The sequence below is a fragment of the Brachyspira sp. genome (assembly GCF_029258575.1).
In the GTDB taxonomy this organism is placed as follows: Bacteria; Spirochaetota; Brachyspiria; order Brachyspirales; family Brachyspiraceae; genus Brachyspira.
In genome coordinates this window covers 1-26,503 of the sequence record NZ_JARHYI010000035.1, presented here as the reverse complement: position 1 = coordinate 26,503, position 26,503 = coordinate 1, and the positions used below count along the sequence as shown (strand labels likewise).

Annotated in this window: 25 protein-coding genes; 15 read left to right on the top strand and 10 right to left on the bottom strand. The window is 25.7% G+C overall.

The window, feature by feature from the left end; translation table 11 throughout:
- Nucleotides 1-144 precede the first annotated feature (144 nt).
- The gene (locus Q1J76_RS02975; RefSeq protein ID WP_300366564.1) at nt 145-1,062 is read right to left on the bottom strand and encodes an energy transducer TonB family protein; all 918 of its coding nucleotides are present in this window, start codon (nt 1,060-1,062) and stop codon (nt 145-147) included.
- Between the two features lie 712 nt (nt 1,063-1,774).
- Between Q1J76_RS02975 and rsmI the strand changes: the two genes are divergently transcribed.
- Nucleotides 1,775-2,521 (top strand): 16S rRNA (cytidine(1402)-2'-O)-methyltransferase, encoded by a 747-nt coding sequence (rsmI, locus tag Q1J76_RS02970; protein WP_300366567.1) that lies wholly within the window; start codon nt 1,775-1,777, stop codon nt 2,519-2,521.
- Nucleotides 2,511-2,804, top strand: a complete 294-nt coding sequence (locus Q1J76_RS02965) for a flagellar biosynthesis anti-sigma factor FlgM (protein ID WP_300366561.1) — start codon at nt 2,511-2,513, stop codon at nt 2,802-2,804. Before rsmI ends, Q1J76_RS02965 begins: the two co-directional genes overlap by 11 nt.
- Before the next feature lie 141 nt (nt 2,805-2,945).
- Here the strand turns inward: Q1J76_RS02965 and Q1J76_RS02960 are convergent, their stop codons facing one another.
- A complete protein-coding gene (locus Q1J76_RS02960; protein WP_300366558.1) occupies nt 2,946-3,902 on the bottom strand; it encodes a helix-turn-helix domain-containing protein in 957 nt (318 codons plus the stop codon).
- Nucleotides 3,899-4,672: an ATP-binding protein gene (locus Q1J76_RS02955; RefSeq protein WP_300366555.1), complete on the bottom strand. Its 774-nt coding sequence runs from the start codon at nt 4,670-4,672 to the stop codon at nt 3,899-3,901. The genes Q1J76_RS02960 and Q1J76_RS02955 overlap by 4 nt, the downstream gene beginning before the upstream one ends.
- A gap of 623 nt (nt 4,673-5,295) precedes the next feature.
- Here Q1J76_RS02955 and Q1J76_RS02950 point away from each other — a divergent pair.
- The 3 genes from Q1J76_RS02950 (at nt 5,296) to Q1J76_RS02940 (ending at nt 8,222) form a co-directional block, all read left to right on the top strand.
- Entirely contained in the window at nt 5,296-6,036 is a 741-nt protein-coding gene (locus tag Q1J76_RS02950; protein WP_300366553.1) for a PP2C family serine/threonine-protein phosphatase, read from the top strand.
- 309 nt (nt 6,037-6,345) lie between these two features.
- Complete coding sequence (locus Q1J76_RS02945; protein WP_300366550.1) at nt 6,346-7,032, top strand: uracil-DNA glycosylase family protein; 687 nt, start codon at nt 6,346-6,348, stop codon at nt 7,030-7,032.
- An 83-nt stretch (nt 7,033-7,115) separates the two neighbouring features.
- Nucleotides 7,116-8,222 (top strand): ankyrin repeat domain-containing protein, encoded by a 1,107-nt coding sequence (locus Q1J76_RS02940; RefSeq protein ID WP_300366547.1) that lies wholly within the window; start codon nt 7,116-7,118, stop codon nt 8,220-8,222.
- 109 nt (nt 8,223-8,331) lie between these two features.
- Here the strand turns inward: Q1J76_RS02940 and Q1J76_RS02935 are convergent, their stop codons facing one another.
- Complete coding sequence (locus Q1J76_RS02935; protein WP_300366544.1) at nt 8,332-8,997, bottom strand: redox-sensing transcriptional repressor Rex; 666 nt, start codon at nt 8,995-8,997, stop codon at nt 8,332-8,334.
- Nucleotides 8,998-9,255: 258 nt separating this feature from the next.
- Between Q1J76_RS02935 and Q1J76_RS02930 the strand changes: the two genes are divergently transcribed.
- On the top strand, nt 9,256-9,987 hold the full coding sequence (locus tag Q1J76_RS02930; RefSeq protein ID WP_300366541.1) for an NAD-dependent deacylase: 732 nt from the start codon (nt 9,256-9,258) through the stop codon (nt 9,985-9,987).
- A gap of 24 nt (nt 9,988-10,011) precedes the next feature.
- Here the strand turns inward: Q1J76_RS02930 and Q1J76_RS02925 are convergent, their stop codons facing one another.
- The 4 genes from Q1J76_RS02925 to Q1J76_RS02910 form a co-directional block, all read right to left on the bottom strand.
- Nucleotides 10,012-10,485 carry a bacteriohemerythrin gene (locus tag Q1J76_RS02925; protein ID WP_300366538.1) on the bottom strand — a complete coding sequence of 158 codons (474 nt, stop codon included), beginning with the start codon at nt 10,483-10,485 and terminating at the stop codon, nt 10,012-10,014.
- A gap of 32 nt (nt 10,486-10,517) precedes the next feature.
- Nucleotides 10,518-10,961: a bacteriohemerythrin gene (locus tag Q1J76_RS02920; protein WP_300366535.1), complete on the bottom strand. Its 444-nt coding sequence runs from the start codon at nt 10,959-10,961 to the stop codon at nt 10,518-10,520.
- A 393-nt stretch (nt 10,962-11,354) separates the two neighbouring features.
- Complete coding sequence (gene eno, locus Q1J76_RS02915; protein ID WP_300366532.1) at nt 11,355-12,650, bottom strand: phosphopyruvate hydratase; 1,296 nt, start codon at nt 12,648-12,650, stop codon at nt 11,355-11,357.
- 95 nt (nt 12,651-12,745) lie between these two features.
- A complete protein-coding gene (locus Q1J76_RS02910; RefSeq protein ID WP_300366529.1) occupies nt 12,746-13,096 on the bottom strand; it encodes a hypothetical protein in 351 nt (116 codons plus the stop codon).
- A gap of 114 nt (nt 13,097-13,210) precedes the next feature.
- Between Q1J76_RS02910 and Q1J76_RS02905 the strand changes: the two genes are divergently transcribed.
- The 7 genes from Q1J76_RS02905 (at nt 13,211) to Q1J76_RS02875 (ending at nt 21,080) form a co-directional block, all read left to right on the top strand.
- Nucleotides 13,211-13,651 carry a hypothetical protein gene (locus Q1J76_RS02905; RefSeq protein ID WP_300366526.1) on the top strand — a complete coding sequence of 147 codons (441 nt, stop codon included), beginning with the start codon at nt 13,211-13,213 and terminating at the stop codon, nt 13,649-13,651.
- 100 nt (nt 13,652-13,751) lie between these two features.
- Nucleotides 13,752-15,158 carry a ribosome biogenesis GTPase Der gene (gene der, locus Q1J76_RS02900; RefSeq protein WP_300366523.1) on the top strand — a complete coding sequence of 469 codons (1,407 nt, stop codon included), beginning with the start codon at nt 13,752-13,754 and terminating at the stop codon, nt 15,156-15,158.
- Nucleotides 15,148-15,795 carry a glycerol-3-phosphate 1-O-acyltransferase PlsY gene (plsY, locus tag Q1J76_RS02895; protein ID WP_300366520.1) on the top strand — a complete coding sequence of 216 codons (648 nt, stop codon included), beginning with the start codon at nt 15,148-15,150 and terminating at the stop codon, nt 15,793-15,795. Before der ends, plsY begins: the two co-directional genes overlap by 11 nt.
- Before the next feature lie 35 nt (nt 15,796-15,830).
- On the top strand, nt 15,831-16,211 hold the full coding sequence (locus Q1J76_RS02890; RefSeq protein WP_300366517.1) for a hypothetical protein: 381 nt from the start codon (nt 15,831-15,833) through the stop codon (nt 16,209-16,211).
- A 201-nt stretch (nt 16,212-16,412) separates the two neighbouring features.
- On the top strand, nt 16,413-18,260 hold the full coding sequence (locus Q1J76_RS02885; protein ID WP_300366514.1) for a methyl-accepting chemotaxis protein: 1,848 nt from the start codon (nt 16,413-16,415) through the stop codon (nt 18,258-18,260).
- Between the two features lie 122 nt (nt 18,261-18,382).
- Nucleotides 18,383-19,207, top strand: a complete 825-nt coding sequence (locus Q1J76_RS02880) for a hypothetical protein (RefSeq protein ID WP_300366511.1) — start codon at nt 18,383-18,385, stop codon at nt 19,205-19,207.
- A gap of 220 nt (nt 19,208-19,427) precedes the next feature.
- Nucleotides 19,428-21,080, top strand: coding sequence for a Na+/H+ antiporter NhaC family protein (locus Q1J76_RS02875; protein ID WP_300366508.1), 1,653 nt, complete (start codon nt 19,428-19,430; stop codon nt 21,078-21,080).
- A gap of 88 nt (nt 21,081-21,168) precedes the next feature.
- Here Q1J76_RS02875 and Q1J76_RS02870 read toward each other — a convergent pair whose 3' ends face one another.
- Entirely contained in the window at nt 21,169-22,152 is a 984-nt protein-coding gene (locus tag Q1J76_RS02870) for a CobW family GTP-binding protein (protein WP_300366505.1), read from the bottom strand.
- Nucleotides 22,153-22,367: 215 nt separating this feature from the next.
- Here Q1J76_RS02870 and Q1J76_RS02865 point away from each other — a divergent pair, with 215 nt between their 5' ends.
- Nucleotides 22,368-23,426: an NAD(P)-dependent alcohol dehydrogenase gene (locus Q1J76_RS02865; protein ID WP_367182075.1), complete on the top strand. Its 1,059-nt coding sequence runs from the start codon at nt 22,368-22,370 to the stop codon at nt 23,424-23,426.
- Nucleotides 23,427-23,478: 52 nt separating this feature from the next.
- On the opposite strand, the gene Q1J76_RS02860 is transcribed toward Q1J76_RS02865, so the two are convergent.
- Complete coding sequence (locus tag Q1J76_RS02860; RefSeq protein WP_300366499.1) at nt 23,479-24,072, bottom strand: thymidine kinase; 594 nt, start codon at nt 24,070-24,072, stop codon at nt 23,479-23,481.
- Between the two features lie 148 nt (nt 24,073-24,220).
- Between Q1J76_RS02860 and Q1J76_RS02855 the strand changes: the two genes are divergently transcribed.
- Nucleotides 24,221-26,248, top strand: a complete 2,028-nt coding sequence (locus Q1J76_RS02855; RefSeq protein WP_300366497.1) for a DUF262 domain-containing protein — start codon at nt 24,221-24,223, stop codon at nt 26,246-26,248.
- The last annotated feature ends 255 nt before the right edge of the window (nt 26,249-26,503 follow it).

The window sequence follows — 26,503 nt, the reverse complement described above, 5'->3', positions numbered from 1 at the left end:
TTATAAATAAAAGTTTTTATGTTATATATTCTTTTGGAACGCATTTAATATACTCTAAAACTAAATTTTTTCTAGGTTAAATATTATATTAATAATAAAGATTAAAATCAATAGTAATAAAAATTTTTATTTGAATTAAATAAATTAATCTCTACTAAAATTTTGATATATAAATTTGAATGGTATATAAATCTTACCATCTTCAGCATAATCATTCCATAAACCTTGAGGAGGAGGCTTTAATTTTTTAGCATATTCAATAGCTTTTGAACATGAATTATCAAGACTAGTTTGACCATTAGCAGAAGTTTTTAAAAACTTTTCAAACTCTATATTACCTTCTTCATCTATTGAAATTAATACCTCAACTTCATCGGTTCTTATAAGCCCCAAATAATGTGCCTGATTAGGAATAGTTAAATACCAAGAATCTCTAATAGATCCTACTAAAGCATAGAAATACCAAAAATATTCCTTAGCTTTTGTACCCAATTGTATGCTTCCTGTTTCGCTGGAAAATACAACTGCCCTATCAGCACCTTCCTCAAATGATGCTGGTATTTTAGTATCGCCTTTCATACCAGGGTTTTTAGGTTTATAAGTTTCTACATTATCTCTGGATATTTCATTACCTAATTCTTTTTTTTCTCTTTGCTGAATTTGATTATTATTAGGCTTTATATTTTCTGTAGGTCTTCTCTCTACTATAGGGCTATTAGCACCATCTCCCAAGAAAGAAAAAACGGAAGTATCTGAGAAAGTTTTTGAAGGCTTAACATCTGTTTGTCCTTTAGATCTCAAAGTTTTATCAGATGCGAATGGAGTATCTTCTTTACTTTCCTCCTCTTCAACTTCTGGTGTTTCGACTAAAAACATATAATTATCTTTTTTATTTTCTTCAGCTTTCTGTTTTGTCTTCTCATAAGCAAATACATCTTGCATTATAGAGGTATTTATAAAACTAAACAAAAAAACATGAAGAATAAAAGACACTATAACAGAGAATATTATATCTTTTCTTTTTATTAATTTTACTTTTAATTTTGCTATTTTTTCTTTCATATATAATAATTTTATATTAATTAATATAATTTACAATATCAACTTTATAATAAATTTAAACATACAAAAATGATAAAAATAAAAAATGTTTCACATGAAACATTCAAAGTAATTAGACAAAATATATCTGTTTTATAGTACATTCATTATAATTTCTAATAACACTTGGGTGAGGATTATATTTTTAGTATAAGCCTAAAATATAAAAAAGACTATATTTTTTATATTAAACATAAAAACCTAAAGGGCGGGGAATGTTAATAAAGTTTTTGACTAAATTACAAACCCCACCCTTTAAATCTCATAATTTCATCAATCAAATAAAACTCCATTTTCCTTAATACAGAATAAGAATTATTAGCACCCACCCAAGCGAGGATTATATTTTTAATCTTTTTAACGCACGGTTAAAGATATTCTATATTGTAATTTAAATTGCAATATAATTAAAACATATATTCTTAATCTGTTATGCGTGCGTATATAAACATTACAAATAAAAAAGCCTAGTACGAAAATATATATTTTATCAATGTTTCATGTGAAACATTTTTATATGTATTTTAATATTATAGTATTGTTGTATTAATGAAAAGTTTAATATATAATTATAATTAAGTTTATTGAGGAAATAAAAATTATGAATGACTTTGATAAAAATGATGAAGAGTTTATAGAAGAAATAACAAATAAAGATAATAGTAAAAATGCTATAGAAAAAAATGTTATATATGTAGTGGCTACTCCAATAGGAAATATAGAAGATATCACTATAAGAGCTTTGAAAATACTTAGAAATGTAGATTTTATATTGGCAGAAGATACTAGAGTTGCTGTTAAACTACTAAACTTTTATAATATAAAAAATAAACTCTTTTCTTATCATAGCCATTCATCTGAATATAGAATCAATGAATATATTAATGAAATATTAAAAGGTAAATCAGCTGCCATTATAAGTGATGCTGGAACCCCATGCATAAGCGATCCTGGAGTAAGCATCATAAGAATAGCTATAGAAAATAATATTAAAATAATTCCTGTTGGAGGAATATCCGCTTTCACTTCCCTACTCTCTGTTTCAGGTATTTCAGGAAATACTTTGTTTGTGGGATTTCTTTCTAATAAATCTGGAAAGCGAAAAAATCAATTGAAAGAATTATATAATAATCAAAAAAATATCATTGTTATATATGAATCAGTTTATAGAGTAAAAGAATGTGTAGAAGATATTGTTAACATATTTGGAGAAAAAACGGATATTGTTATCGGAAGAGAATTAACTAAACAATTTGAGCAAATTATAAGATCTCAAGCTAAAAATATTCTTGATTTTTTTATAGATGGTAGTATACTAACTAAAGGTGAATTTTGTATTATAATTGATAATAGAAAATCTAAAGTATGCGAGGCTAATGCCGAAAATAATTTATGTAAGGAGTCAGATTATGACAATTGATAAAATAGGCGGCACATCAAATATACAACAAAAATCCAATATTAAGTATAATGAAAAAGTTTCTAAAATGGGTTCAGATAGAATAGATATTTCTAATGAATCAAGGTTAGCTTTGCAAAATGAAAAATTAGTAAACATCATTAAAGATGCTCCAGATGTAAGAGAAGAGAAAATAGCAGAAGCTAAAAAAAGATTAGAATTATATATGCAAGATGGTGCTTTAAGAGAGGAAGTTCTAAATTCTTTAGCTAGCTCTATAATAGATTCTATGCCTTTAGAATAATATTTTTTATAATAGAAATTTCTAATCTTAAAAAAATAGTAAGTTTCATATTCTTACTATTTTTAAAATTAGAGTTATCATAAGTAAGTAATTATATACATAATAAAAATAAGCTGTCTATTAAATCTCAATATACTATATTTAATTCTTAGAAAACTTATTAACTAATTCTACCCTATTTTTAACGCCTGATTTTTCATATATATTTGCAACATGATTATTAACAGTATTAAGAGATATGGCAAGGATTAATGATACTTCTTTATTCGTTTTTCCATCAAGTAAATATGAAAGTATTTCCTTCTCTCTTCTAGTTAAATTTATATTTTCAGTACTATTATCATCATATTTTTTATCATTGATTATAGCAGAAGATTTATCTATATTAACATTTTGATTATTTATCTTGCTATTAACTATACTAATAAAATACCAAAATAAATATCCAAGCATAACTAAATTCCACCATATGTAAAACAATAATAATGTTATATCCATAGAACCTATATCAGCAGCTTCCATCTTATAAACAATAAGTTGATATATTAAAATTGGATATATAATTATAGTTATAAGCCCCAATATCTTAACTATAAATTTTATAGTTTTATCTTTTATATTTTTAGAATTAATAAATCCTATAATCAATATTACAATTATAGAAATATAGAAAATTACTCCGCTGATAATATATATATTAAATTTTATAAGTATACCAAGTATACTAAATATAAAATGAATAATAGATAATGCAATATAAATAATATTATGTTTTAAATTCCAATTTATATTTAAAAATCTATATAAAAATGCAGGTATAAAATAAAGCATCAATGACATAGCAATAGAAAAACTAAATAAATATAAAGTATTAAATATATTATTAGACATAAAAGAAGGTACAGTTAAAAAACTCAAAAGTTTGACTGCTCTTATTAAAAGTAAAAATGCAAATGTAAATAAAAATATTATATAATATTTAAGCCAAGCTACCCTCTCTATTACATAATATATAATAGAAAAAAGTATAGTTGAAAAGCCTATTATAAAAGCAAATAAATAGGCAATTAAAAGAACATATTCTAATGCATAATTCATAACTTATTCTTAGCTGGTAAAATAATATTAATACTATGTTTATTTTCTAAAGATTCTAACCATATATCTCCGTAATGCTCTTTTATAATTGCATAAGCTGTATATAAATAGAGATTATTAAAGTTAGTGTTTTCATAAGATATTAAAGGAGTTTTGAAAAGTTTTCTTTTTATATCATCAGGTATATTGTCAGATATAAAAGTTAAAGATATATCTATACATTCCCTACTCAATTCCAATTTTTTTTCATCTTTCTCACTAATATTATTAACCCCATTTAAATATAAAAAACTATCATCATTCTCATAATCAACTAAATTACAAGATATATTCATAGAACTATTAATCTTTATTATATTATAAATAAAAGAAAATATATTTAATATACTTCTCTTTATTTTGGATCTATCCATCATTATAGTACAATCTTTAATTATATTATTATCCAATGTAAATTTTATTTTTTTAGATTTAAATAAATCCAATATTGAGTCTAAAGATTCATTAATAACTGTATTAAAATTCTCAAAGTTCATATCAAGTTTGAAAGAATTAGAGTTTATATCATTAAAATCATTTAAAACTTCCATAGTTCTATCTATCAAAAAAGACTGTCTTATTATTGTACTTCTTGATTCATTACAATAATTATTAGTGCATTTTTCTAGGTCTATGTATTTTGATATTATATTATTATAATTTTGAATATCATAAATTATATTGGATATTAAATATTTTAATTTATCGTTAATATAATAACTTTGCTTCATATTATCACCAGAGTAGTTTATTCAATTATAACATATAATAATTAAAAATGCTAATTCATTATTAGAATTCAAAATTTGAATTTATAATATGAATTCTTATAATGAATTTTTTATATGAATTCAAAATAAAAATTTATACAGTAGTTTTTTTAATAATTTATTAACATTATAAACAAGTTATCAACATGTTAAAAATAATTGAATTCATTATATTATTTTTTATAGGAATTCAAATTATGAAGTATATGAATTTTCTTTATTTAAAATATTATATATTTAAATTTTTTAAATAAATTTTTTATTATTATTAAGATGTCAATATGTTGATAAATTTTTGTATATAAGAAGAAAATATAAAAATATTATTTATATGATGTTTATAACTTTGTTTATATTAACTAAAATAAAAATAAGGAAAATATGAAATTTACTATTAAAATTCAAATTTTTTAAAAAATTAAATTTTGTTAACAATGTTAATAATATAATATTAATTATTAACACTTTATTAACAATTATAATATAATTGATCTTTATAAAAAATATATTGATATTTATATCTGTTAATATATAATTAATAAATAATTGTAATATAAAAAAGTATTTAATAAGGATTAACAACTATGAATATTTGCACTTTTACAAATAAAGGTTCTAATACTAAAAAAAATACAGATACAATTCTTTTTAATGGAGAATATATATCAGGAAGTCCGATTCTCATAAATGAACAGAATAATTATACACATTTCATAAATAATATAAGCGGAAGTGCTATTTCACTTATAGCTGATGGGTTAGGGGATACTTTTGCTTCAAAATTGGCTATAGATGTTTACAATGAAAATTTTTTAGATTTACTTGAACTTGTAGGAGAGCAGGAAGTATTGAATTGGGTAATGCATAACTTTATAAAGCTTGAAGTAGTTGCTGCAAGAGATTCTGCTGATGACAGAGAAAAATCTATGGCTGGAGCTTCTATAGCGGGTGTTTTATATCATAAGTTTGCTGGTGTTTTTGTATTTAATGCAGGAGACAGTAAAGTTTACTGTGTTAATAAAAATAAAGTTATTCAGGTATCAAGAGATCATATAAGCGGAAATGTTTTAGAAAATTGTGCCTGTGCTGGGGGCGGACATTATATCACTATTGAGGGAGCTAGAAGAAATAAAAATTGCAATTATTTTATAGCTTCCAATTCTATGATAGAGCTTTTATCAAGCAAGTATGAAAATATTGAAACAGCAATTAATGATATAATGAATTGCGATAATATGGAAGTGGCTTTGAATAAATTAAAGCAAATATCAGAAAACTGCATTGATAATGTAAGTGCTATAGGATTATTTAATATTTTTGAATGATATTTTTATTATAAAAAAGATTATAATAAAAATCTAATATAATAATTGTATGAGTAATACTATAAGCTATTTCTATGTAAAGTTTATGCAAACTATACAGCCTTATATAAATTGGAATATTAATAGTGTTTTTATTTCTTCTTGATGCGATTTTCAAATGGAATTTTCTTTTAAATCCTAATGCCTCAAATTTTATGATTTCTATATATGAGATTTCAGGAAGATGAGTGTTAGAATATTTATTGGTATTTTGGAATCATTATCATAATAAACTGTTTTATAGCTTGTATAGCAAGAAGATAAATTTCTATGAATATTGAGAAGCATTTATTTAATGATATTAACTTTTTTCCAAAAGAAATGAAAACTTTAATATTGGGTACTTTTTCTGTGCCTTTATATACCAATAAAGAAAAATTTGATAAATTAAGTTATGAAGAGAAAATTAACTCTTGGTATTATTCAAGTAAAAGAAACGAGTTTTGGAAAATCATTGCTGATAGTTTTGATATAGATTATAAGAATGATGATTTTATTTTTAATAAGGCTAAGAAAAAAATACTTTTTGAAACAAATAGAGTAGGTATAGCAGATGTTTTTTCTAAATGCAAAAGAAAAAATGAAAATAGTTCCAGAGATACTGATTTGATTGTTTTAGAGTATAATGATATTTTAGGTAAAATTATAAAAGAGTATGATTTAAATCTTATAATATTTACAAGCCGTTTTACTGAGAATAATTTTTTTAATATACTTAAGAATAATAATATAGATTATTATAATAAAGATAGCAGAGAAGTTTATGAGTATTATAATAATGGATTGAATGATATAGGTATAACTATTGATATTATAAATGCTTTAAGAGAGAGGTATTTGTATATTGATAATAAAAAAATCAAAATATCAACTGTAACTTTAAAGATAAGCCCTATAAAGGGTGTAAGCTTATACTGTGTAAAAAGAGAACTTTATAGTTATTATTTAAAAAAATAATAAAGAAAGTTATTAAGAATTAATATATCTTATTCCGAAATTTGACAATAGCTAAAATTCCATATTTTAAGGAAGAATAAAAAATGCGTTATTTAAGTTTTATTTTCATATTTTTCAATGTTATTTTTGTATTAAATGCACAGACTCCTAATACGGGAAGATTAGATCAATTATTGGAATATGCAAATGCAGGAGATACTAATGGTATAAAGAGATTAATATATCAGGGACCTATTTCTAATTTTATGGATTTCGGAGATAATCAGGGACATAATGCATTAATTACTGCAGCTTCAAAAGGCTATAAAGATGTAGTTCTTTTATTATTATCTCAGAATGCTAATGTTAATCTTACTTGTATTCATGGTAAAACAGCATTAACTTATGCAGCAGATGCAGGATATGTTGATATAGTTTCTTATCTTCTTGCTAAAAATGCAAACCCTAATATAAAAATCAATGGCGGTACAACAGCACTTTTACAGGCTGCAGGAAAAGGATATTATAGTATAGTTGAAATGATTCTTAATTCTAAAGCTGATTTGAGAATAATGGGTACTTATAGAAGCGGAAATAATGATGGAATAAATTATAATATGACTCCTTTAATGGTTGCTTCATACAATAATCATGATTTAATAGTGAAAGTTCTTTTAGATAGGGGAAGCGATGTTAATTTTATAAATGAATATGGAGCTAATGCTTTATTTTATGCTATAGCAAAAGGAAATAATGAAATAGCAAAACTTTTATTAGAGAGAGGTGCTGATGCCAATATACTGGCTTCTTACGGACCTTATGGAAATATTACTCCTTTAGCTTTGGCTTCTACTTTGGGTTTAACAGATGTTATATCATCTTTATTAATAGGTAAATCAAGTATAAATTTCAAAATGAGAGATGGAAGAACAGCTTTAATATGGGCTGCTATTGCTGGAAAGAGTGAGGCTATTAATACTCTAATTTCAAGTGGAGCAGATTTGAATATTGCTGATAATGATGGAAGAACAGCTTTAATGTTTGCTGCTGAAAACGGTGATTATCTTTCAGTTGAATATTTGATTAATTCAAGAGCTAATATAAATGTATTGGATAAATTTAAGAAAACAGCTTTAATGTATGCTATGGAGAATGGAAATACTGAGGTTGTTGATTTACTTACTAAAGCTAGTTTAACTTATAATAAATAAATCAAAAAATAATGCATTTTATAAATAAAAAAGGATTGCCATTATAGGTAATCCTTTTTATTTATCATAAATAATTTTCATACACATTATAAACTTATACTTCCAATATTTAATTTTTATCAGATTTGTCTTTATTTTTTTTACTAGAATATGAAGAACTTTCCTTAACATCATTGATAAAGTAGAATAGAGATTCTATTTCATCGGCTATATTAACATCATTAATTATACAATCGGGTCTTTCTAAAAGTTTTATAGGGGCAAAATTTAATACTCCCTTTATACCTGCATTACATATAACATCAAACATTCTTTGAGCCTCCAAATCAGGTACAGTTAAAATAGCTATTTCTATTTTATTGCTGATTATAAAGTCTTTTAATTCCTCTATAGGAAGTATCGGAGTAGAAGCTTCTCTATCAACTTTTTCTGGATTATGATCAAATGCCGCTACTATTTTTATAGATTCATTTTCAAAACCTCTATAATTTACTAATGCCTTTCCTATTTTACCATATCCTATTAATATGATATTATGAGAAATTTGTTTTCCTAATATACTGTCTATTTGTTCCAATAAATCATCTATATTGTATCCGCCTTTCTTATTTCCAGAGATATTGAAGAGTGAGAAATCTTTTCTCACTTGGACAGAGGTAATACCTATTGCATCTCCTAAATTATTAGAATATGCTTTGATAAATCCAAAACTCTTCATGCGTCTTAAGGCATTTTTATATTTCAATAGACGCATAATTTGTGTTCTGCTAATCATAATATATCCTTAATTATTTTTTTTTATTTTATAATGAATTAATATAGTAATATTATAACATATTAAAGTTATCTGTCAATAAAAACATGATTATAAAATGTTTGTTTTATGGGAGATTAAATATATGTGATAGAACATTAATGATATTATTTATATTACTATTTTCTGCAATAAAAAAATAATTATAAAGTTTCAATATTTTTGTATTTATTTTTATTTTTACTAGCAAAAAAATAATAATTATTATATAATCAGAATATGATAGATTATAAATTAATAGCAAAAACAATAAAAGAATCAAAATATATTGTAGCATTTACAGGTGCTGGTATAAGTGTTGAAAGCGGAGTGCCTCCTTTTAGAGGTCCTGATGGTCTTTGGGAAAAACATGGCAGTCAATTCGCTGAGATATCATATTTTGTTAAGCATCAAAAGGAATCTTGGAAATCGTTAAAAAAGGTTTTTTATGATCCTATAACAGATGTTAAACCTAATAAAGCACATATTGTATTAGCTAATCTTGAGAAGATGGGTATAATGAGAAGTGTAATTACTCAAAATATTGATAATCTTCATCAGGAGGCTGGAAGCAAAATAGTTTATGAACTTCATGGTACTGCTAAATATGCTGTATGTATGAAATGCAAATCTAGATACAAAATAAATAAAGAAATACTTGATATGGATCCTCCTTCTTGTGAGAAATGCGGATCTACTTTAAAACCTGATTTTGTATTTTTTGGAGAACAACTTCCCGCACTTGATTTTAATTCTTCTATAGAAGATGCAAATAAAAGTGATTTATTTATTATAATAGGAACGGGAGGGGAGGTTATGCCTGCTGATCAGATTCCACATTTAGCTAAAAGATCTGGTGCTAAAATTATGGAAATCAATCCCGAACCTTCAAGCTTTACGAATCATATAGTTGATATATATGTGCAGGAAAAGGCTGGGGTAGCTTTCACTGAAATAGAACAATATTTATAATAAACAAATAATTTTTTATTTATATTACTTTAATTCTTCTTCATACATTTTCATTAAAGTATCTTTTATCTCTGTTACGAATTTTTTATCATCAAGCATTATATGGTTTAGAAGCCACTCTTTCAAAAAAGTTATGAAATCTTTTATTACTAAATTATCGGTTTTTTCATATCTATTAACTTCATTTGCAACTTTAAGCGAAAAAGCTCTGTGTTTTGATATATGCTCTTTGGATATACTGTAATTTATAGCATTCATAATTTTCTCTTCATAAGCGAAATGATAAGTAGCATAGTCTATTGTTCTTTTAATTATTTCATTAAAAGATTTTTTCACTTCTTCATTATCAAGATCTCTTTCTATACCTGTTTCATAGAGATCATTTATGATATTCACTAGTTCTTTATGCTGATTGTCAATTCTTTTGTATCCAGTTTTGAATCTCTCTTCCCATTCGATCCAACCTTTTTTAACAACAACTTCAATCATTTCTTCCATATAAAGCTCCTAATATAGTTATTCTTCTATAGTTATTCTTCTTCGGAAATCCTTTGTAATGCTTCCTTGACTTCTTTTACAAATGTTTTGTCTGTAACTAAAATATGATTTAAAAACCAATCTTTTAGATACTGAATCAAATTATTAATAGCCTCCAAAGAACCATTTTCATAAGATTTGACATAATTATAAATTGTTTGTGTAAATTCTCTATGGTATGATGAATGTTCTATTATCTTATTATATTTTATGGCATGCATAATTTTTTCTTCACATGAAAAATGATAAGAAACATAATCTACTGTTTTTCTCAAAGCTTTTTTAAATTCATTTTTTAGGGCTTCATCTTTTGAGTCTTTATTATTCATACAATCATATAAGTCATTGATTATTTCAATTAATTTCAAATGCTGATCGTCTATTCTTTTATAACCTACTTTATACTTATCTTCCCACACTATGTACTTTTTACTCATAATTATCCCTTATTGCAAAATAAAGTAATTATGTTTAATATCGTAATCTATATTATATATTATATAAATATTTTTTATTTTTTAAAGCTAAAAAATTAAATTTATCAATTTTTTACTAAAATTGTTAGTATAATCAAACAATTAAAACTAATATAAATTTTCTCTAAAAAATTTTAGAATAAAATTATTTGATTAAAAAATCAAAAATTTATTTATAAAGTTATAAAATTAATACTCATACACTTATTTTTTATTATCACTAGTAATCAACTCATATAAAAAAGCTGATAACTTTATTATTTAAGTTACCAGCTCTTTTTTATTATTAATAAAAATTATTCGCTTTTAATTGTCTAGCAAGTAAATTTAGCAGACGCTCACAATTATTTATTATTATTTTATAACATTATAAAATGCTTTTTTGCCTAAGTAAATAGCTCTGTTGCCTAATTCTTCTTCAATTCTTAATAATTGATTGTATTTTGCAATCCTATCACTTCTTGAAGCAGAACCAGTTTTGATTTGTCCTGCATTAGTAGCTACAACTATATCAGCAATAGTAGCATCTTCTGTTTCACCAGATCTATGAGAAACAACTGCTGTGTAGTTATGAGTTTTAGCAAGCTCTATAGAATCTAAAGTTTCAGTTAAAGTACCGATTTGATTAACTTTAATAAGAATAGAATTAGCAACATTTTTGTCTAATCCCATTTGAAGTCTTTTAACATTAGTAACGAACAAGTCATCACCTACTAGCTGAATTTTACCACCTAATTTTTGAGTAAGTAAAGACCATCCTTCCCAGTCATCTTCAGCAACACCGTCTTCTATAGAGATGATAGGATATTTACTGCATAAATCAGCATAGAAATCAACCATTTCAGCAGGAGTTAATTCTCTGTTATCAGATTTATGGAATACATATTTTTTCTTATCTTTGTTATAGAATTCGCTTGAAGCTGGATCCATAGCTATCATTACATCATCGCCAGGTTTGTATCCTGCTTTTTCTATAGCCTGAATAATTACTTGAAGAGGCTCTTCATTATCTTTAAGAGCAGGAGCAAATCCGCCTTCATCACCAACTGTAGTGCTTAAACCTCTATCATGAAGTATAGCTTTTAAGTTATGGAAAACTTCAGCTACATAACGTAAACCTTCTCTGAAAGTAGGAGCACCAACTGGCATAACCATATATTCTTGGAAGTCTATTGGAGCTGATGAGTGAGCACCACCGTTTAAGATATTAGCCATAGGTACTGGTAAAGTTTTAGCATTAGTACCACCTATATATCTGTATAATGGCATACCTAATTCTTCAGCAGCAGCTTTTGCTACAGCAAGTGATACACCAAGTATAGCATTAGCACCTAATTTTCCTTTATTTTCAGTGCCGTCAAGTTCTATCATAGTTCTGTCAATTTCAACTTGATCTAAAGCGTCCATATCGATAAGTTCATTGCAAATAATTTCATTAACATTTTCTACTGCTTTCTGTACACCTTTACCTAAATATCTAGCCTTATCACCATCTCTTAATTCTACTGCCTCATGCTCTCCTGTAGAAGCTCCAGATGGTACAGCTGCTCTTCCCATCACACCACTGTCAAGCCAAACATCAACTTCTACTGTAGGATTTCCCCTTGAGTCTAGTATTTCTCTAGCTACTATATTATCTATTAAAGACATATTATAACTCCTTATAAAATCTTATTTAATATATAATATAACATAACTTATAAATTTCAAGTGAAAAAGATGAACATATAAAAAATATGAGTAATTTATTTAATAGAATTATATTTGAATCTTCTATTTTCTGATATAACCTTTTCTACAGAATTCATAATAAGCCATATACCAGATAAAAGTATAAATCCTGTAGCAAGTACCGATTTAGTAAATCCTCCTTTGATAAAATATATAATTATAGGTATTCCATAATAAAATCCAAATAAAGCAAATATAAATGGTATTATACACCAAAATAATATTGGTTTCTCTGTCATAAGTAGATAAAACATAACTCCTAATATCTTAAATCCATCTTTAAATATATTAAGTTTTGATAAAGAACCTTCAGGGCTACTTTTATATTCAGCTTCCATTTCACCTATAGCTAAAGGCATTTGCATAGTAAAAATTGTTAATTCCGCTATTATTTATTTTATCAATAATTTTATTTTGAAATTTCAAGTTATTTGATTTAATCTGTTATATATAGTATATAGTTAATGGAGTTTTTTATTATGAGAAGAATTATTTATATTATATTATTTTGTTTTATATTTTTACTAGGATGCAATATGTATGTAAGTGATAAAGTAAGCATTTTGATGTTTAATGAAGATGCTAAGGGCAATGAACTTACAGATGAAACGCTTAATTTTATTTTAGTAAAGAGGGAAGATGTAAGTAGTTTTAATAAGCTTACATATATATCAGGTACTATTAATAATAATGAAGGAAATCAAGTTATAACAAATATAGAAGAAGCTAAATATATAGAAGATATAAAAAATACTAATAATATTAAAGATTTAAATTTAGATAATTATAAAATGACTATTAATTACAGCAAAGAGAAAATTCTATTTACAGATATTGACGGCAAAAAATATGTACTGCCTTTAAATAATTCAGAGGATACTTGGTTTTATAAATTGATTGAGAATAATACTAATTTATAATATAAAAAGTTCAAATCTTCTTAATAAAAATATAATAGCAATATATTTATAATTATGATATTATCTTATTTAATTTAATCATAATATTAAGGTTTAATAAATGAAAAATATCGCTATACTTGGAAGACCTAATGTAGGCAAGTCAACACTTTTCAATAGATTTGTAGGTAGAAGGAAATCTATAGTTGATCCTACCGCTGGAGTTACCAGAGATATAAGTATGTCTACAACTTATATTGATGATATTTTATTTAATGTTTTTGATACAGGCGGGCTTCTCGATATAAGCGATGATACTTTAAATGAAAAGGTAAGAGAAAAGGCTTTGAAGGCTGCGGCAGAAGATGCTGATATATTATTATTTTTGGTAGATGCTCATGAAAGCCACCCCGATGATAGACATTTTATTAATACTATAAGAAAATTAAATAAACCTATAATACTTGTCATAAATAAAGTTGATGCTGATTCTCATAATAATTTAGTAAATGAATTCTATTCTTTAGGAATAAAAGACATAGTTGCTATAAGTGCCGAGCATAATAATGGTATTGATGATTTGAGAGAGAAAATACTTGAAGTGCTTGAGAGTATAGGAATTGATTTAGATAAAGAAAGAGAGATTTCAAAAAGCGATGAAGATGATGATGCTATAGAAATTGAAGATAGTAATGAAGAAGAAAATAATAATCAAAAAGAAGATAATAAAATAATAAATATTGCCATAGTTGGAAAACCTAATGCTGGAAAATCTACTTTATTAAATACATTGATAGAGAAAGACAGAAGTATAGTTTCAAATATAGCAGGTACAACTAGAGATTCTATAGATGAAACTTTTAATTTCAAAGGCGATGATATTTGTCTTGTTGATACTGCTGGTATAAGAAAAAAGAAAAATGTAAATACTAATATAGAATACTATAGTGTGAATAGGGCAATAAAGGCGATAGAATCTTCTGATGTATGTATACTTATGCTTGATGTTTTTGAAGGGCTTACTGATCAGGATAAAACTATAGCCAATTTAATAATAGAGAGAAGAAAGGGAATAGTAATAGCAGCAAATAAATGGGATATAAGAGAGAAGGGTACTACTTGGAATGATTATGAGGCATATATGAAAGATTCTTTTCCAATATTAAATTATGCTTTTTATGCTAGGGTATGTGCTTCTAGAAAAAATGATGCTGATAAATTATTATCTTTAGCTGTCAGAGTGGCAAAAACAAGATTTCAGAGATTTGAAACTCATGCACTTACAGAAACTATGGTTAGAGCTACAAGAGAGTACTCTATATCTGCAGGTGGAAATCCTTTTAAAATATTCTATGTTACTCAAACGGGTGTTAATCCTCCTGCCTTTGCTGTATTTTGTAATCATCCACATAAATTAAATTCGCATTATAAAAGATATTTAGAAAATAGATTTAGAGAGATGTTTGATTTTAGAGGAACACCTATTATACTTAATTTCAGAAAGCGAGGTAAGAAATATGATAGTTAAAATTATAATAAGTATATTAGCTGCCTATATAATAGGGGCTATACCATTTTCATTTATAATAGGAAAAATAAACGGTCATGATGTAAGAAAAGAGGGTAGTTGCAATCCAGGTGCAAGTAATGTACTTCGTGTATGCGGAAAAAAGGCTGGAATAGTTGCTTATATTTGCGATATAGGTAAGGGTATGATAGCAGTTTTAGTGTCTTCATTCATACTATCTGATATAATTTCAACTCATAATTATATATTAGTTATATGTGCTGTAGCTTCTATACTTGGACATGTATTTTCTATATTCTTGGGATTTAAAGGCGGTAAGGGAGTGGCAACTAGTGCTGGTTCTATGTTTATGCTTGCTCCTATAAGTTTAATTATTACTATGGTATTTTTCTTTATAGGTTTATTCTTATCTAAAAAAACCGTTGCTATAGGTTCTACTTTCGGAGCTTTGGCTTTTCCTATAGTTTTGAGTTTATTATATTTCAAAGCGAATTTCTTATATAGATTATTTTTTAATATCAACTATATAGTTCTTCTTCCTATAGCCATACTTCTTGCAATATTCATCATCATAAAGCATACACCGAATTATAAAAGAATGCTTAAAGGTGAGGAGAATAGTTTTTCAAAAAAATAATTATTATATATAAAATTATTTAGGAGTTTGATTATATGAAATATTGTATTAAAATTTTAAGTTTATCTTTTTTGCTTTTATTTGTTTTAAGCTGCGGCAATCGTGTAGAAATAGCAGGAAGATATGAAGGTGTCTTAAAGACTACTAGAAATACCAGACAAGTTATAACCAATAAATGTATAGTAATTGTTAATGATGATACTTCTATGAATATAGATATACAAGGTGATAATATATATAAAGGTAAAGTATCAATATCAAAAGAAGAGCTTACAAAAATTGATGATAATTCTTATATAGCAAATAAAGACGGTAAGCAATATACTGTTGTATTTCATTCAGGGTATATGGTATTGACTATAAATAATACTGATTATACTACAAGTAAGGGCGAGCTTTCTAAAATAGGAAAATAATATAAACTATAAATTTATTAATAATACAAATAAAACCATAAAGTTTTAATTTATATAAAGATTAATATTTACATATTGTTTTTTTATTTAAAATAAAAATATTTATTATTTCCTAATTGATTTTTTTATTTAATTTATTTATAATATCTTCAATATTATACTGATGTATGGTATAATACAATTTAATATTTAAGAGTACATATGAAAAAGTCTAATAGTATAGTTGTAAAAATCCCTTTAATTGTTAACATCATAATAATTATTTTATCTTTTGCTATAATATTTACAATAATGCAAATGTCAATAAGAGCTATAAATAATGCTACTTATTCTGGTTTCGTTACATCTGTTAATGGTTATTCAACTTTGCTTGATACTATTATTGAAGATCAGATACTTATTATGGATGCATATTCAAGAATTCCTGCTATAATGGAATATATGGAAACTAGAAGCGAATATGTAAGAGATTCAGCTATAAGAATTATGATGCATTTATTTGATAATAATGATTATATAGTTACTTTAGATATGATAGATTTGGACGGTAAAGTTATAGAATCTTATAACGGAGATAAAAAGAATGCAGGCTTAGATATGGCGGCTGCTTATCCTGATATGTGGAAAGAATTTATAGATTCAGGCTATGATCATGCTACAAGCGATAGTATATATAAATCTGATATCAATAAAGGTTTTGTACTTCCAATAGTTCATTCTATATATAATTTAGATAATAAACTTATAGGAAGTTTTGTAGCTTTTGTAGATTGGAGCAGAATTATTAATGCAACTTTAGAAGACAGCAGAAATGAGTTATCAGCTGATAGATCTATATTTGTTTTGAATGAAGATTTAGAGGTTATTTATCATAATATGGATTCATTACTTGGAACTACAGCAAATGATTCTGTTGAGCCTCCTGAAGATCAAACTTCAGGATTATTCACATATAATCATGATAATTCATCTAGAACAGCATTTTTCAAATTGATGAAATCTCAGCCTTGGTATATGATGACTGGAATTACTCATAGACTTTTATATTCTGAAAGTAAGAAAATGATTTTAGTAGGAGTATTATTAGGTATTCTTGGAATTATATTTTCTTCTATAATATCTGCTTTTTATATAGGTAAGAGTATAAAACCTATTAAATATATAGTTGAAGAAGCAAAACAAATGGCAAGAGGAAATTTTGTATTATCATCTAAATTAAACAATAGAAATGATGAAATAGGAGAATTATCTCATTCATTTTCAATGATGAGAGATAGATTTATAGAGGTTATTTCAGATGTATTAAATGCCTCTAAAGAAATAGCAAATGCTGCAAATGAACTTCATAGAGGATCTGAGGATTTAGCTCAAAGAACCGAGTATCAGGCATCTAGTTTGGAAGAAACTGCAAGCTCTATGGAAGAGATGGCATCTACTATAAAATCATCTGCACAGAATTCTATTGATGGAAATAATGTTATGATTGCTTCAAGAAATGCTGTAGTAGAAGGTGGAAGTGTTATAGCTAATACAACTAAAATGATAGAAGATGTTTATGATGCTAGTGCAAAAATAAGAGATATTACAAAAGTTATAGAAGGCATTGCTTTTCAAACTAATATACTTGCTTTGAATGCTTCAGTAGAGGCAGCAAGAGCTGGAGATCAGGGTAGAGGTTTTGCGGTGGTAGCAAGCGAGGTAAGGAATTTGGCTCAGAATTCTCAGGCTTCTGCTAAAGATATCACTATGCTTATAGAAGATATTTATGATAAAATTAATAAATCAGCGGAAATGGCAAGACATTCTCAAGAAATATTTACCGATATAGAAATGAAAATAGAAGAAACTTCTAAGATTATGGGCGATATAAGTCATACTGCAGTAGAGCAGGAGGCTGGTGTTGATCAGGTTAATACTGCCGTTTCTAAAATGGATAATATTACTCAGCAGAATGCTTCTTTAGTAGAAGAAGCTACAGCGGCTTCAAGATCTTTATTAGATCAGGCTAATCATTTAGAAGAACTTATGTCTTTCTTTAAAGTAAAATAAATAAATATTTTATAAAAAAGTTTGTAGATAATTTTTCTATAGACTTTTTTATAATCTTAATTTGCATTCTTTTATAAAAAAATATATATTGTATAGATTAATAAATTAAAAGAAATTCTAAAATGAAATACATATTAATATCTATTTTTATTCTTATTGTATCATGCACAAATAAAAGTAATATACAAAATAATTATATATTAAAAAATAAAGAGATAGAACCTAATGATACTTTAGAATATTCGCAATATATAGACTGCAATTCTTCTATATCTGGTAAATTTGATAATGATATTGATATTTATCAAATAAATCCTACTAATGGTTTTATGATGGATTTTTATATATCTACTTATGATAATAAAGCAAATATTTATTTGGATATATTTTCTAGTAATAAAACTGTATTCAATATCAATACAGAAGATATTAAAGATTATAAAGGTTTTATAGAATTTCAAGATATACTACTTGATGATGATGATACATATTTTGTTAGATTAAATTCAGACAGAGAATGTCAGTATAGCTTGAAATTCATTTTTAAAGATGACAATTTACCTTCAAATGAAATAGAGTACAATAATACCATAGATAAAGCCAATACTATTAATTATCCTAATGAATTGATATATGGATATTTTATAAAAAATTATTTGAATGTTGAAGAATATATTAAGCCCTATATAACAAATTCTAATCTTTTAGATATAGATTTTTATAAATTAGAAAACAGCACTGATATAAATAGCTCTATAAGTATAAAATTAAAATATCCAAAAGATATAGATATTATTCTATTTGATGAAAATTATAATTATATAAAAAAAGGTATTAATGAATTGAATACTAGTTTTGAAACAAATAAAAAATACTATATAGCATTGGTTTGTTATGGTGATAAATATCTTATTGAAAGATATACTTTGCATTATGAGTTTCATTGAGAAATGCTATTGACAAAGAAATATTTTTAATATAAAATTGTTTTACTATTAAAAGTAAGAATAATTTTGGAATTATAATGAATAATTTTTTGAAAAAAATAAAACAAAGCTTCTATATTTGGGAGTATTAAATTGTTTAAGTCTTTTGTTTTAGAATAATTTTTAGTCTCCCTAAATTAAGGAGGCTTTTTTTGTATAGTATATCAATTAGGAGTTAACTATGGAACATTATGGTTTATTAGGAATTATTCCACCTCTTTTAGCTATTATACTTGCTTTAGTTACCAAAGAAGTTATTATCTCACTTACTCTTGGTATATTATCAGGTACTTTGATAATGGCACATGGAAATGTATTTACAGCCATTACAATATTCACAGATAAAGTTGCTGAGATGAGTGGAGATGCTTGGAATATACGCATACTTTTATTTTGTGCTTTACTGGGTGCTTTTGTCAGTATGCTTTCAAAAACAGGAGCTACTAAAGCATTTGGATTATGGGCTACTAATTATTTAAAAGGAAAAAAGAGCGTATTATTATTTACTTGGTTTTTCGGTCTTATCATATTTATAGATGATTATTTCAACAGTTTATCAGTTGGTACTGTTATGCGTCCTGTTTCAGATCAGAATAAAATTTCAAGAGCAAAACTTGCGTATATATTAGATTCCACTGCTGCACCTGTATGTATATTGGCTCCAATATCTACTTGGGTTGTTACGGTTATGAGTTATATAAGAGATTCTGAAGGATTTGAATCTTTAAATATAAGCGAATTTGTATTTTTTATAAAAATGATCCCCTATTCAGTTTATCCTCTTTTAGCTTTAGCATTTGTAGTTCTTATGACTTTAGTTTTCAAGGATTTTGGACCTATGAAAAGAAGTGAGGATAATGCTCAAAACGGAAAACTTTTTGATGAAGAACTATACGGTGCTTGTCCAGGAAATATGGAAACTTCATCTAATAATAAAGCTAAATGGTATGATATGGTTATAGCTATATTAGTTCTTATAGTAGTATGTATAGTGATGTTCCCTGTTACTACATATATGGGATTAGTAGGAAGCGAAGGAATAGCTACTTTTGTTCAGGCTGCATCAAGTATATCATTAAGTCAGGCTTTTTTGGATACTGATGCTTCTAAGGCTTTATTCTACGGTGCTGTTATTTCAATTATGATAATGTATATATACTATGTTGTTAGAAGATTATTAACAGTTCGTTCTGCAGGCAATTCAATAATGGAAGGTGTGAAATCTATGGTTCCAGCATTAGTTGTTCTTTCTTTGGCTTGGTCTATAGGAAGTGTTATTAAATCAAGCCCTGCTGATGGAGGTCTTGGACTTGCTGCTTTTCTTTCTGAAGCTGTAAAAGGAGGAGGCTTCCCTCTTTGGATACTTCCTGCTATAGGATATTTACTAGGATGTATCATCGCTTTTTCTACTGGAACAAGCTGGGGTACTTTTGCTATACTTATTCCAATAGTAATACCTATTGCAAATGGGCTTGCGTCTGCAAATGGATATACTGATAATGCTCTTCTTAATGTACTTCTTATAAATGTAGGTTCAGTTGTTTCTGGGGCAGTATTTGGAGATCATTGTTCGCCTATATCCGATACTACAATACTTTCTTCTACTGGAAGTAATTGTCCTTTACTTGAGCATGTTGCAACTCAAATTCCTTATGCTAGCTTGGTTGCGGTATCTGCTTTTATAGGAGTGATAATAGGAGGAATAACTTTAAATCCAATAGCGGCATTAATAACAGGTTTTGTTGTAATGTGCGTTTTTGCAGTGCTTGCTCCTACATTCTATGATAGATTATCAAATGTCAATAAAAAAATTAAATCAGTATTTTCTAAATAATTAATTTATAATAAAAAGAGCCTTCGATATATAAAACTTTATCGAGGGCTTTTTTATTTAATTATTCTAAAGAATTTTTTTTATAAATTTAATTCTCACATTCTTCATTTTCATTATGAGAATGATTGTCATTATGTTTTATATTATCCCTATAAATAGGCTGAAACTCTTCTCTTAAAAGTTTTCTATTTAAATCTTTACCTATAAAAACTATTTCAAGTGCATCTTTTTCATCGGCACCAGTAACAGCATATCTATCACCAACTATATCATATCTAAAGTAATTATTTCCGCATTTTATAAAACCTTTTGATCTAGCCACATAACCAAAGCGTCCGCGTACAATATCCTCAAGCAAAATCATAAATTTATTTTCACTATCTACACAGCATCCCTTCATACTTATAGATTCAGGCATTTCTTCATTTTGAGATTTTGATAATTCTTTTACAGTATATTTTTCATCTATAAATGATTTTAAAATATTTTCCCACCATTCTTTATCTTTTTTAGAATAATGTTCTTCAAGTATTTCTATATTATTTAATGATACATTATTTTTATTCATTAAAGATTTGATTTTTTTAATGAGAGCCTCTATTTCAAATTCATCTTTTGATTCCATTTTTGATATTATTATTTTTGAAGTATTTAATATTTGATCAACATAAATATCATCATAAGAATTAACAAATGCATCGAAAGAATTGCCATCTATTATAGTTATTGGTTTTAGAAGTACTATTCTCTCATATTCAATTTGTTTGATATTGTTTATAATATTGCTTAATTTAGCTGCTCCAGTAGGTTCTACAATTAAATATTCAGGGTCAAGAGAATTTGCTATTGTTAAAATTGAAGATGCAAAATCTTTTTTCATAGTACAGCATACACATCCTTCGGTAAGCTCCCAAATATTCATGCCTTCATCTTTTAAAGTATTAGAATCTATATCAACATCTCCGTATTCATTTTCCATTATAACAAAATCTCTTTTAGTTTTATTTGCCATCTCTTTTATAAGAGTAGTTTTTCCTGCTCCTAAAAATCCAGAAACTATTAATATCTTCATTTTTTATATATCTCCTTAAACTATTAGTTTGATTATATAATAATTTTGATATAAAATCTAGATATATTATTACATGAATAGAATTTAATCTTATTATTTTTAAATATAATAAGGTATTTTTAATAATAAAAAAAAAAAATTTTGACTTTTTAAATTAAAGATATATACTATATTGTATATGACTTTAATTTAAAATAAGGAGAATAAATATGAAGATGAAAGGCTTTGCTATGAAAAAAATAGGCGAAACAGGCTGGGTTGAAAAAGAAGTACCAGCTTGCGGACCTCTTGATGCTATCGTAAAACCTTTGGCTGTAGCTATATGTACTTCTGATATACACACTATTGCAGGTGCTATCGGAGAAAGAACAGATATGATACTCGGTCATGAAGTATGTGCTGAAGTTCATGAAGTTGGTTCTTTAGTAAAAGATTTCAAGAAAGGAGATAAAGTATTAATAACAGCTATTACTCCTGATTGGAGTTCAGTAGAAGCTCAAAGCGGTTATGGTATGCATTCAGGCGGCATGCTTAATGGTTGGAAATTCTCTAATGTTAAAGACGGAGTATTCTCTGAATATTTCCATGTTAATGATGCTGATGGTAACCTTGCATTACTTCCTGAAGGAATGGATCCTATAGATGCTTGTATGATTTCAGATATGGTTCCTACTGGTTTCCATGGTGCTGAATTAGCTGATATACAATATGGAGATACTGTTCTTGTTATTGGTATTGGACCTGTTGGACTTATGGGAGTTGCTGGTGCTTCTTTGAGAGGTGCTTCTAGAATTATTGCTGTTGGTACTAGAGCTAAATGTGTTGAGGTTGCTAAAATATATGGTGCTAACGAATTTATTAGTTATAAAAACGGTCCTATAGATCAGCAAGTTTTAAAGATGACTAATGGTAAAGGTGTTGATAAGGTTATTATTGCAGGCGGTGGAGTAGAAACTTTTTCTGAAGCTGTTAAATCTTTAAAAGCTGGTGGAAAAATCGGTAATGTTAACTATCTTGGAGAAGGTGACAATGTATTAATACCTAGACTTGAATGGGGTGTTGGTATGGGACATAAAGCTGTATTAGGTGGACTTATGCCTGGCGGAAGATTAAGAGCTGAGAAATTAGGTTCTTTGGTTGCTTCTGGAAGATTAAATGTTAGACACCTTATTACTCATGTTTATGAAGGCTGGGATAAACTTCCTGATGCTGTAAAAATCATGGGAGAAAAACCTGCTGATTTAATTAAACCTGTAGTTAGAATTGTTAAATAATTATTTATAATTGTAAGACTGGCAGATATTAAAATATTTGCCAGTTTTATTTTTATAAATCAAATTTTACTTCATCTTCTCCGTCATAACAGTATCTGCAAACGCATTTATATATATCATCTCCTATTATCACTCTGTCAGCATCTTTTACCATTCTTTTAGAATATATTGCCTTCTTTCCGCAGCTGCATTCTCCGAAAACTTTCGTATGTATATCAATCAAATCTTCCTCTATTAATGCAGTTATACTTTCCCAGTAATTTTTTTTATAATCCATATCAAGGGAAGCTATGCAAAAATTTAAATGAGATTTTCTTTCGGTGCAGATTTTAATCAAATATATAAAAATTTCTGTATCATTTAAAAAACAAAATTCATCTATTCCTATAACATCATATTTGCAAATATAATCATAAATATTTTCTACTTCCCTTCCAAAATTATTTTCAATTTCTTCTTCTGTGATTATATCTATTCTTTTATCTAAATAAACATCTTTATCTCGGCAGAAATATCCTCTAAATGAAATTTTTGGGTAAATAAATAGTATCTTTATATCCTTATTTTCCATTAAAAGATAATCTAAAGTTTTAATTAAATATTTTGATTTACCCGCAAACATAGGTCCTGTGATTAAATGATTCATAAAAGTCCAATCTATAAAGTATAATTTAATTATTATAGCATTTAATTAATATATATCAAATAAAAAGCTGTAAGAATATGTATTACAGTTTGTTTAATTTTTATCTAAATATAGTATAATGTCATAAATAAAGTTTTAGGAGAGAATTATGATAAGAGGTGAAGATATACAAGTATTAGATGAAATGTTTGACTCAAGAAAAACATTTTTTATTCCAGTTTACCAAAGAAATTATGATTGGAAAAAAGAACAATGTAATAAATTAATTCATGATATAGAAAAAGCTGTTGATAGAGATGCTAGAGAATATTTCATAGGTTCATTTGTATTAGTTAGAAAAGAAGATGATAAGAAAAGTTTTTATATAATAGATGGACAGCAGAGAATAACAACTATAGTGCTTTTACTTTTAGCAATATTAGATTATGCAAAAGATAATAATGATACTTTAAAAACATCTATAGAAAAATTAATTTTTTCTGATGTAAAAGAACATAGCGGAAGACTATTCTTAAAACAGATACAAAAAGATGATGAATATTTAAATAAAATATTAAATGATGATGAAATAAAAGAAGGTACTTCTAATATTATTAATAATTATTTATTTTTTAAAGAAAAATTAAATAATGATGAAAAGTATATTGCAAAATTATGGAAAGGTTTAGATTTACTTAAAGGTATCAGAATAACTTTAGAACAGGAAGATGAACCTCAAATTATTTTTGAAACTTTGAATGCTACGGGATTGTCATTAAAAGAAGGGGATAAAATTAGAAATTATATTTTGATGTATAAAAATCAAGACAGATTGTATAATGAATATTGGATAAAAATAGAAGAAAATTGTATGCAAAATTTAGACGATGAAAGTGTATCAACTTTTATAAGATTCTTTTTGGCAATAGAAAATAAAGAGTTTTCTAAGGAAGCTGAAGTTTATAATGATTTTAAAAAATATTTAGAAAATAAAGATAATGAAGAAATATTAAAAAAATTGCTAGAATATTCAAAACTATATAATATTATTTTGGATACATCAAAAGAGAAAAATAAAAATATAAAAATTAAATTGGATAATATAAAAGAATTAAAAGCTAATGTTTTAAATCCTCTTATAATGCTTCTCTTGAAATATAGAAACAAACAATTAATAACTGAAGGTATATTATTTGATTCTTTGCATCTATTAGAGAATTATATATTAAGAAGACTTATATGTTCTAGAAAAAGTAATGATTTAAATAAAATTTGTATATCTATAATAAAAAAATTATATATTTTTTTTGAAAGTAAAAAAGATATGAATAATATTATAGATTATATATCAAATATTTTAATTGATTTAAAAGGAAATGGTGAATTTCCTGATGATATGAATGTAGAAAATTTTATTATAGATAAAGATGTTTATAAAAATATTTTAGCTAAATTTATTTTAACTAAATTAGAATTCTTGGATAGTAAAGAAAAAATCAATATTGATAATATAACAATAGAGCATATTATGCCTAGGACTTTAACAGATGATTGGAAAAATTTAATAGGAAATAATTATAAAGAGATTCATAGTAAATATGTTAATACTATAGGTAATCTTACTCTTACAGGTTATAATTCAGAACTTTCAAATAAAACATTAGAAGAAAAACAAGAAATGTATAAAGATAGTAAATTTTTATTTTTAAATAAAGATATTTTAGATTTAAAAATTTGGAATGAAGATATTATAATAGAAAGGAGTAAAAGATTAATAAAAAAATTATTAGAATATTATAAATACCCTGATATTATAATAAATCAAAATAATGAAATATTAGAGTATTCATTAGATGATAGTATAGATTTTTCAGGTATGAATATATATTCTTTTGAGTATAAAAATAATAAATATGAAGTTTCAAAATGGTCTGTATTTCTTATTAAGATATTAAATTTGATATATGATGAAGATTCTGTGAATTTTAATCAGTTTATATTTAAAGATGAAATATTTAGAAATAAAATAAGTGATGAAGAATTTTTTTATAATTATGGTAAGGTAACTAAAACAGAAGGCAATTTTTTTGTTAATACAGATACTGACACAAATACAAAAATAAAATTACTTATAAATGTTTTAGATAAATTAAATATAAGTACAGATGAAATTACTCTATATATAAAAAATAAATAGAATATTTTATAAAAATAATTTATACTATATTTAGTACCTTATGTTGATTTTGATAATATTTATTTGAATGATTTAAAAGAGTTTATAATTAATATATTAAAATAATTTATAAAATATTAATTACTTGCACTTTTTGCGGCGGGAAAAAGTTGAATAAATTCTAAAATTCTATATTAAAAAATATATTTTCAATATAATTAATATTTTATCTGAGAACCATGCACAAAGCCATGAATTGCATCTTTTCCATCTTTA

Excerpts from the sequence above, each read along its gene's own strand:
- Q1J76_RS02975 (WP_300366564.1), bottom strand. The coding sequence starts at position 1,062 with ATGAAAGAAAAAATAGCAAAATTAAAAGTAAAATTAATAAAAAGAAAA.
- Q1J76_RS02965 (WP_300366561.1), top strand. The coding sequence starts at position 2,511 with ATGACAATTGATAAAATAGGCGGCACATCAAATATACAACAAAAATCC.
- Q1J76_RS02960 (WP_300366558.1), bottom strand. The coding sequence starts at position 3,902 with ATGAATTATGCATTAGAATATGTTCTTTTAATTGCCTATTTATTTGCT.
- Q1J76_RS02955 (WP_300366555.1), bottom strand. The coding sequence starts at position 4,672 with ATGAAGCAAAGTTATTATATTAACGATAAATTAAAATATTTAATATCC.
- Q1J76_RS02950 (WP_300366553.1), top strand. The coding sequence starts at position 5,296 with ATGAATATTTGCACTTTTACAAATAAAGGTTCTAATACTAAAAAAAAT.
- Q1J76_RS02945 (WP_300366550.1), top strand. The coding sequence starts at position 6,346 with ATGAATATTGAGAAGCATTTATTTAATGATATTAACTTTTTTCCAAAA.
- Q1J76_RS02940 (WP_300366547.1), top strand. The coding sequence starts at position 7,116 with ATGCGTTATTTAAGTTTTATTTTCATATTTTTCAATGTTATTTTTGTA.
- Q1J76_RS02935 (WP_300366544.1), bottom strand. The coding sequence starts at position 8,997 with ATGATTAGCAGAACACAAATTATGCGTCTATTGAAATATAAAAATGCC.
- Q1J76_RS02930 (WP_300366541.1), top strand. The coding sequence starts at position 9,256 with ATGATAGATTATAAATTAATAGCAAAAACAATAAAAGAATCAAAATAT.
- Q1J76_RS02925 (WP_300366538.1), bottom strand. The coding sequence starts at position 10,485 with ATGGAAGAAATGATTGAAGTTGTTGTTAAAAAAGGTTGGATCGAATGG.
- Q1J76_RS02920 (WP_300366535.1), bottom strand. The coding sequence starts at position 10,961 with ATGAGTAAAAAGTACATAGTGTGGGAAGATAAGTATAAAGTAGGTTAT.
- eno (WP_300366532.1), bottom strand. The coding sequence starts at position 12,650 with ATGTCTTTAATAGATAATATAGTAGCTAGAGAAATACTAGACTCAAGG.
- Q1J76_RS02910 (WP_300366529.1), bottom strand. The coding sequence starts at position 13,096 with ATGCAAATGCCTTTAGCTATAGGTGAAATGGAAGCTGAATATAAAAGT.
- Q1J76_RS02905 (WP_300366526.1), top strand. The coding sequence starts at position 13,211 with ATGAGAAGAATTATTTATATTATATTATTTTGTTTTATATTTTTACTA.
- der (WP_300366523.1), top strand. The coding sequence starts at position 13,752 with ATGAAAAATATCGCTATACTTGGAAGACCTAATGTAGGCAAGTCAACA.
- plsY (WP_300366520.1), top strand. The coding sequence starts at position 15,148 with ATGATAGTTAAAATTATAATAAGTATATTAGCTGCCTATATAATAGGG.
- Q1J76_RS02890 (WP_300366517.1), top strand. The coding sequence starts at position 15,831 with ATGAAATATTGTATTAAAATTTTAAGTTTATCTTTTTTGCTTTTATTT.
- Q1J76_RS02885 (WP_300366514.1), top strand. The coding sequence starts at position 16,413 with ATGAAAAAGTCTAATAGTATAGTTGTAAAAATCCCTTTAATTGTTAAC.
- Q1J76_RS02880 (WP_300366511.1), top strand. The coding sequence starts at position 18,383 with ATGAAATACATATTAATATCTATTTTTATTCTTATTGTATCATGCACA.
- Q1J76_RS02875 (WP_300366508.1), top strand. The coding sequence starts at position 19,428 with ATGGAACATTATGGTTTATTAGGAATTATTCCACCTCTTTTAGCTATT.
- Q1J76_RS02870 (WP_300366505.1), bottom strand. The coding sequence starts at position 22,152 with ATGAAGATATTAATAGTTTCTGGATTTTTAGGAGCAGGAAAAACTACT.
- Q1J76_RS02865 (WP_367182075.1), top strand. The coding sequence starts at position 22,368 with ATGAAAGGCTTTGCTATGAAAAAAATAGGCGAAACAGGCTGGGTTGAA.
- Q1J76_RS02860 (WP_300366499.1), bottom strand. The coding sequence starts at position 24,072 with ATGAATCATTTAATCACAGGACCTATGTTTGCGGGTAAATCAAAATAT.
- Q1J76_RS02855 (WP_300366497.1), top strand. The coding sequence starts at position 24,221 with ATGATAAGAGGTGAAGATATACAAGTATTAGATGAAATGTTTGACTCA.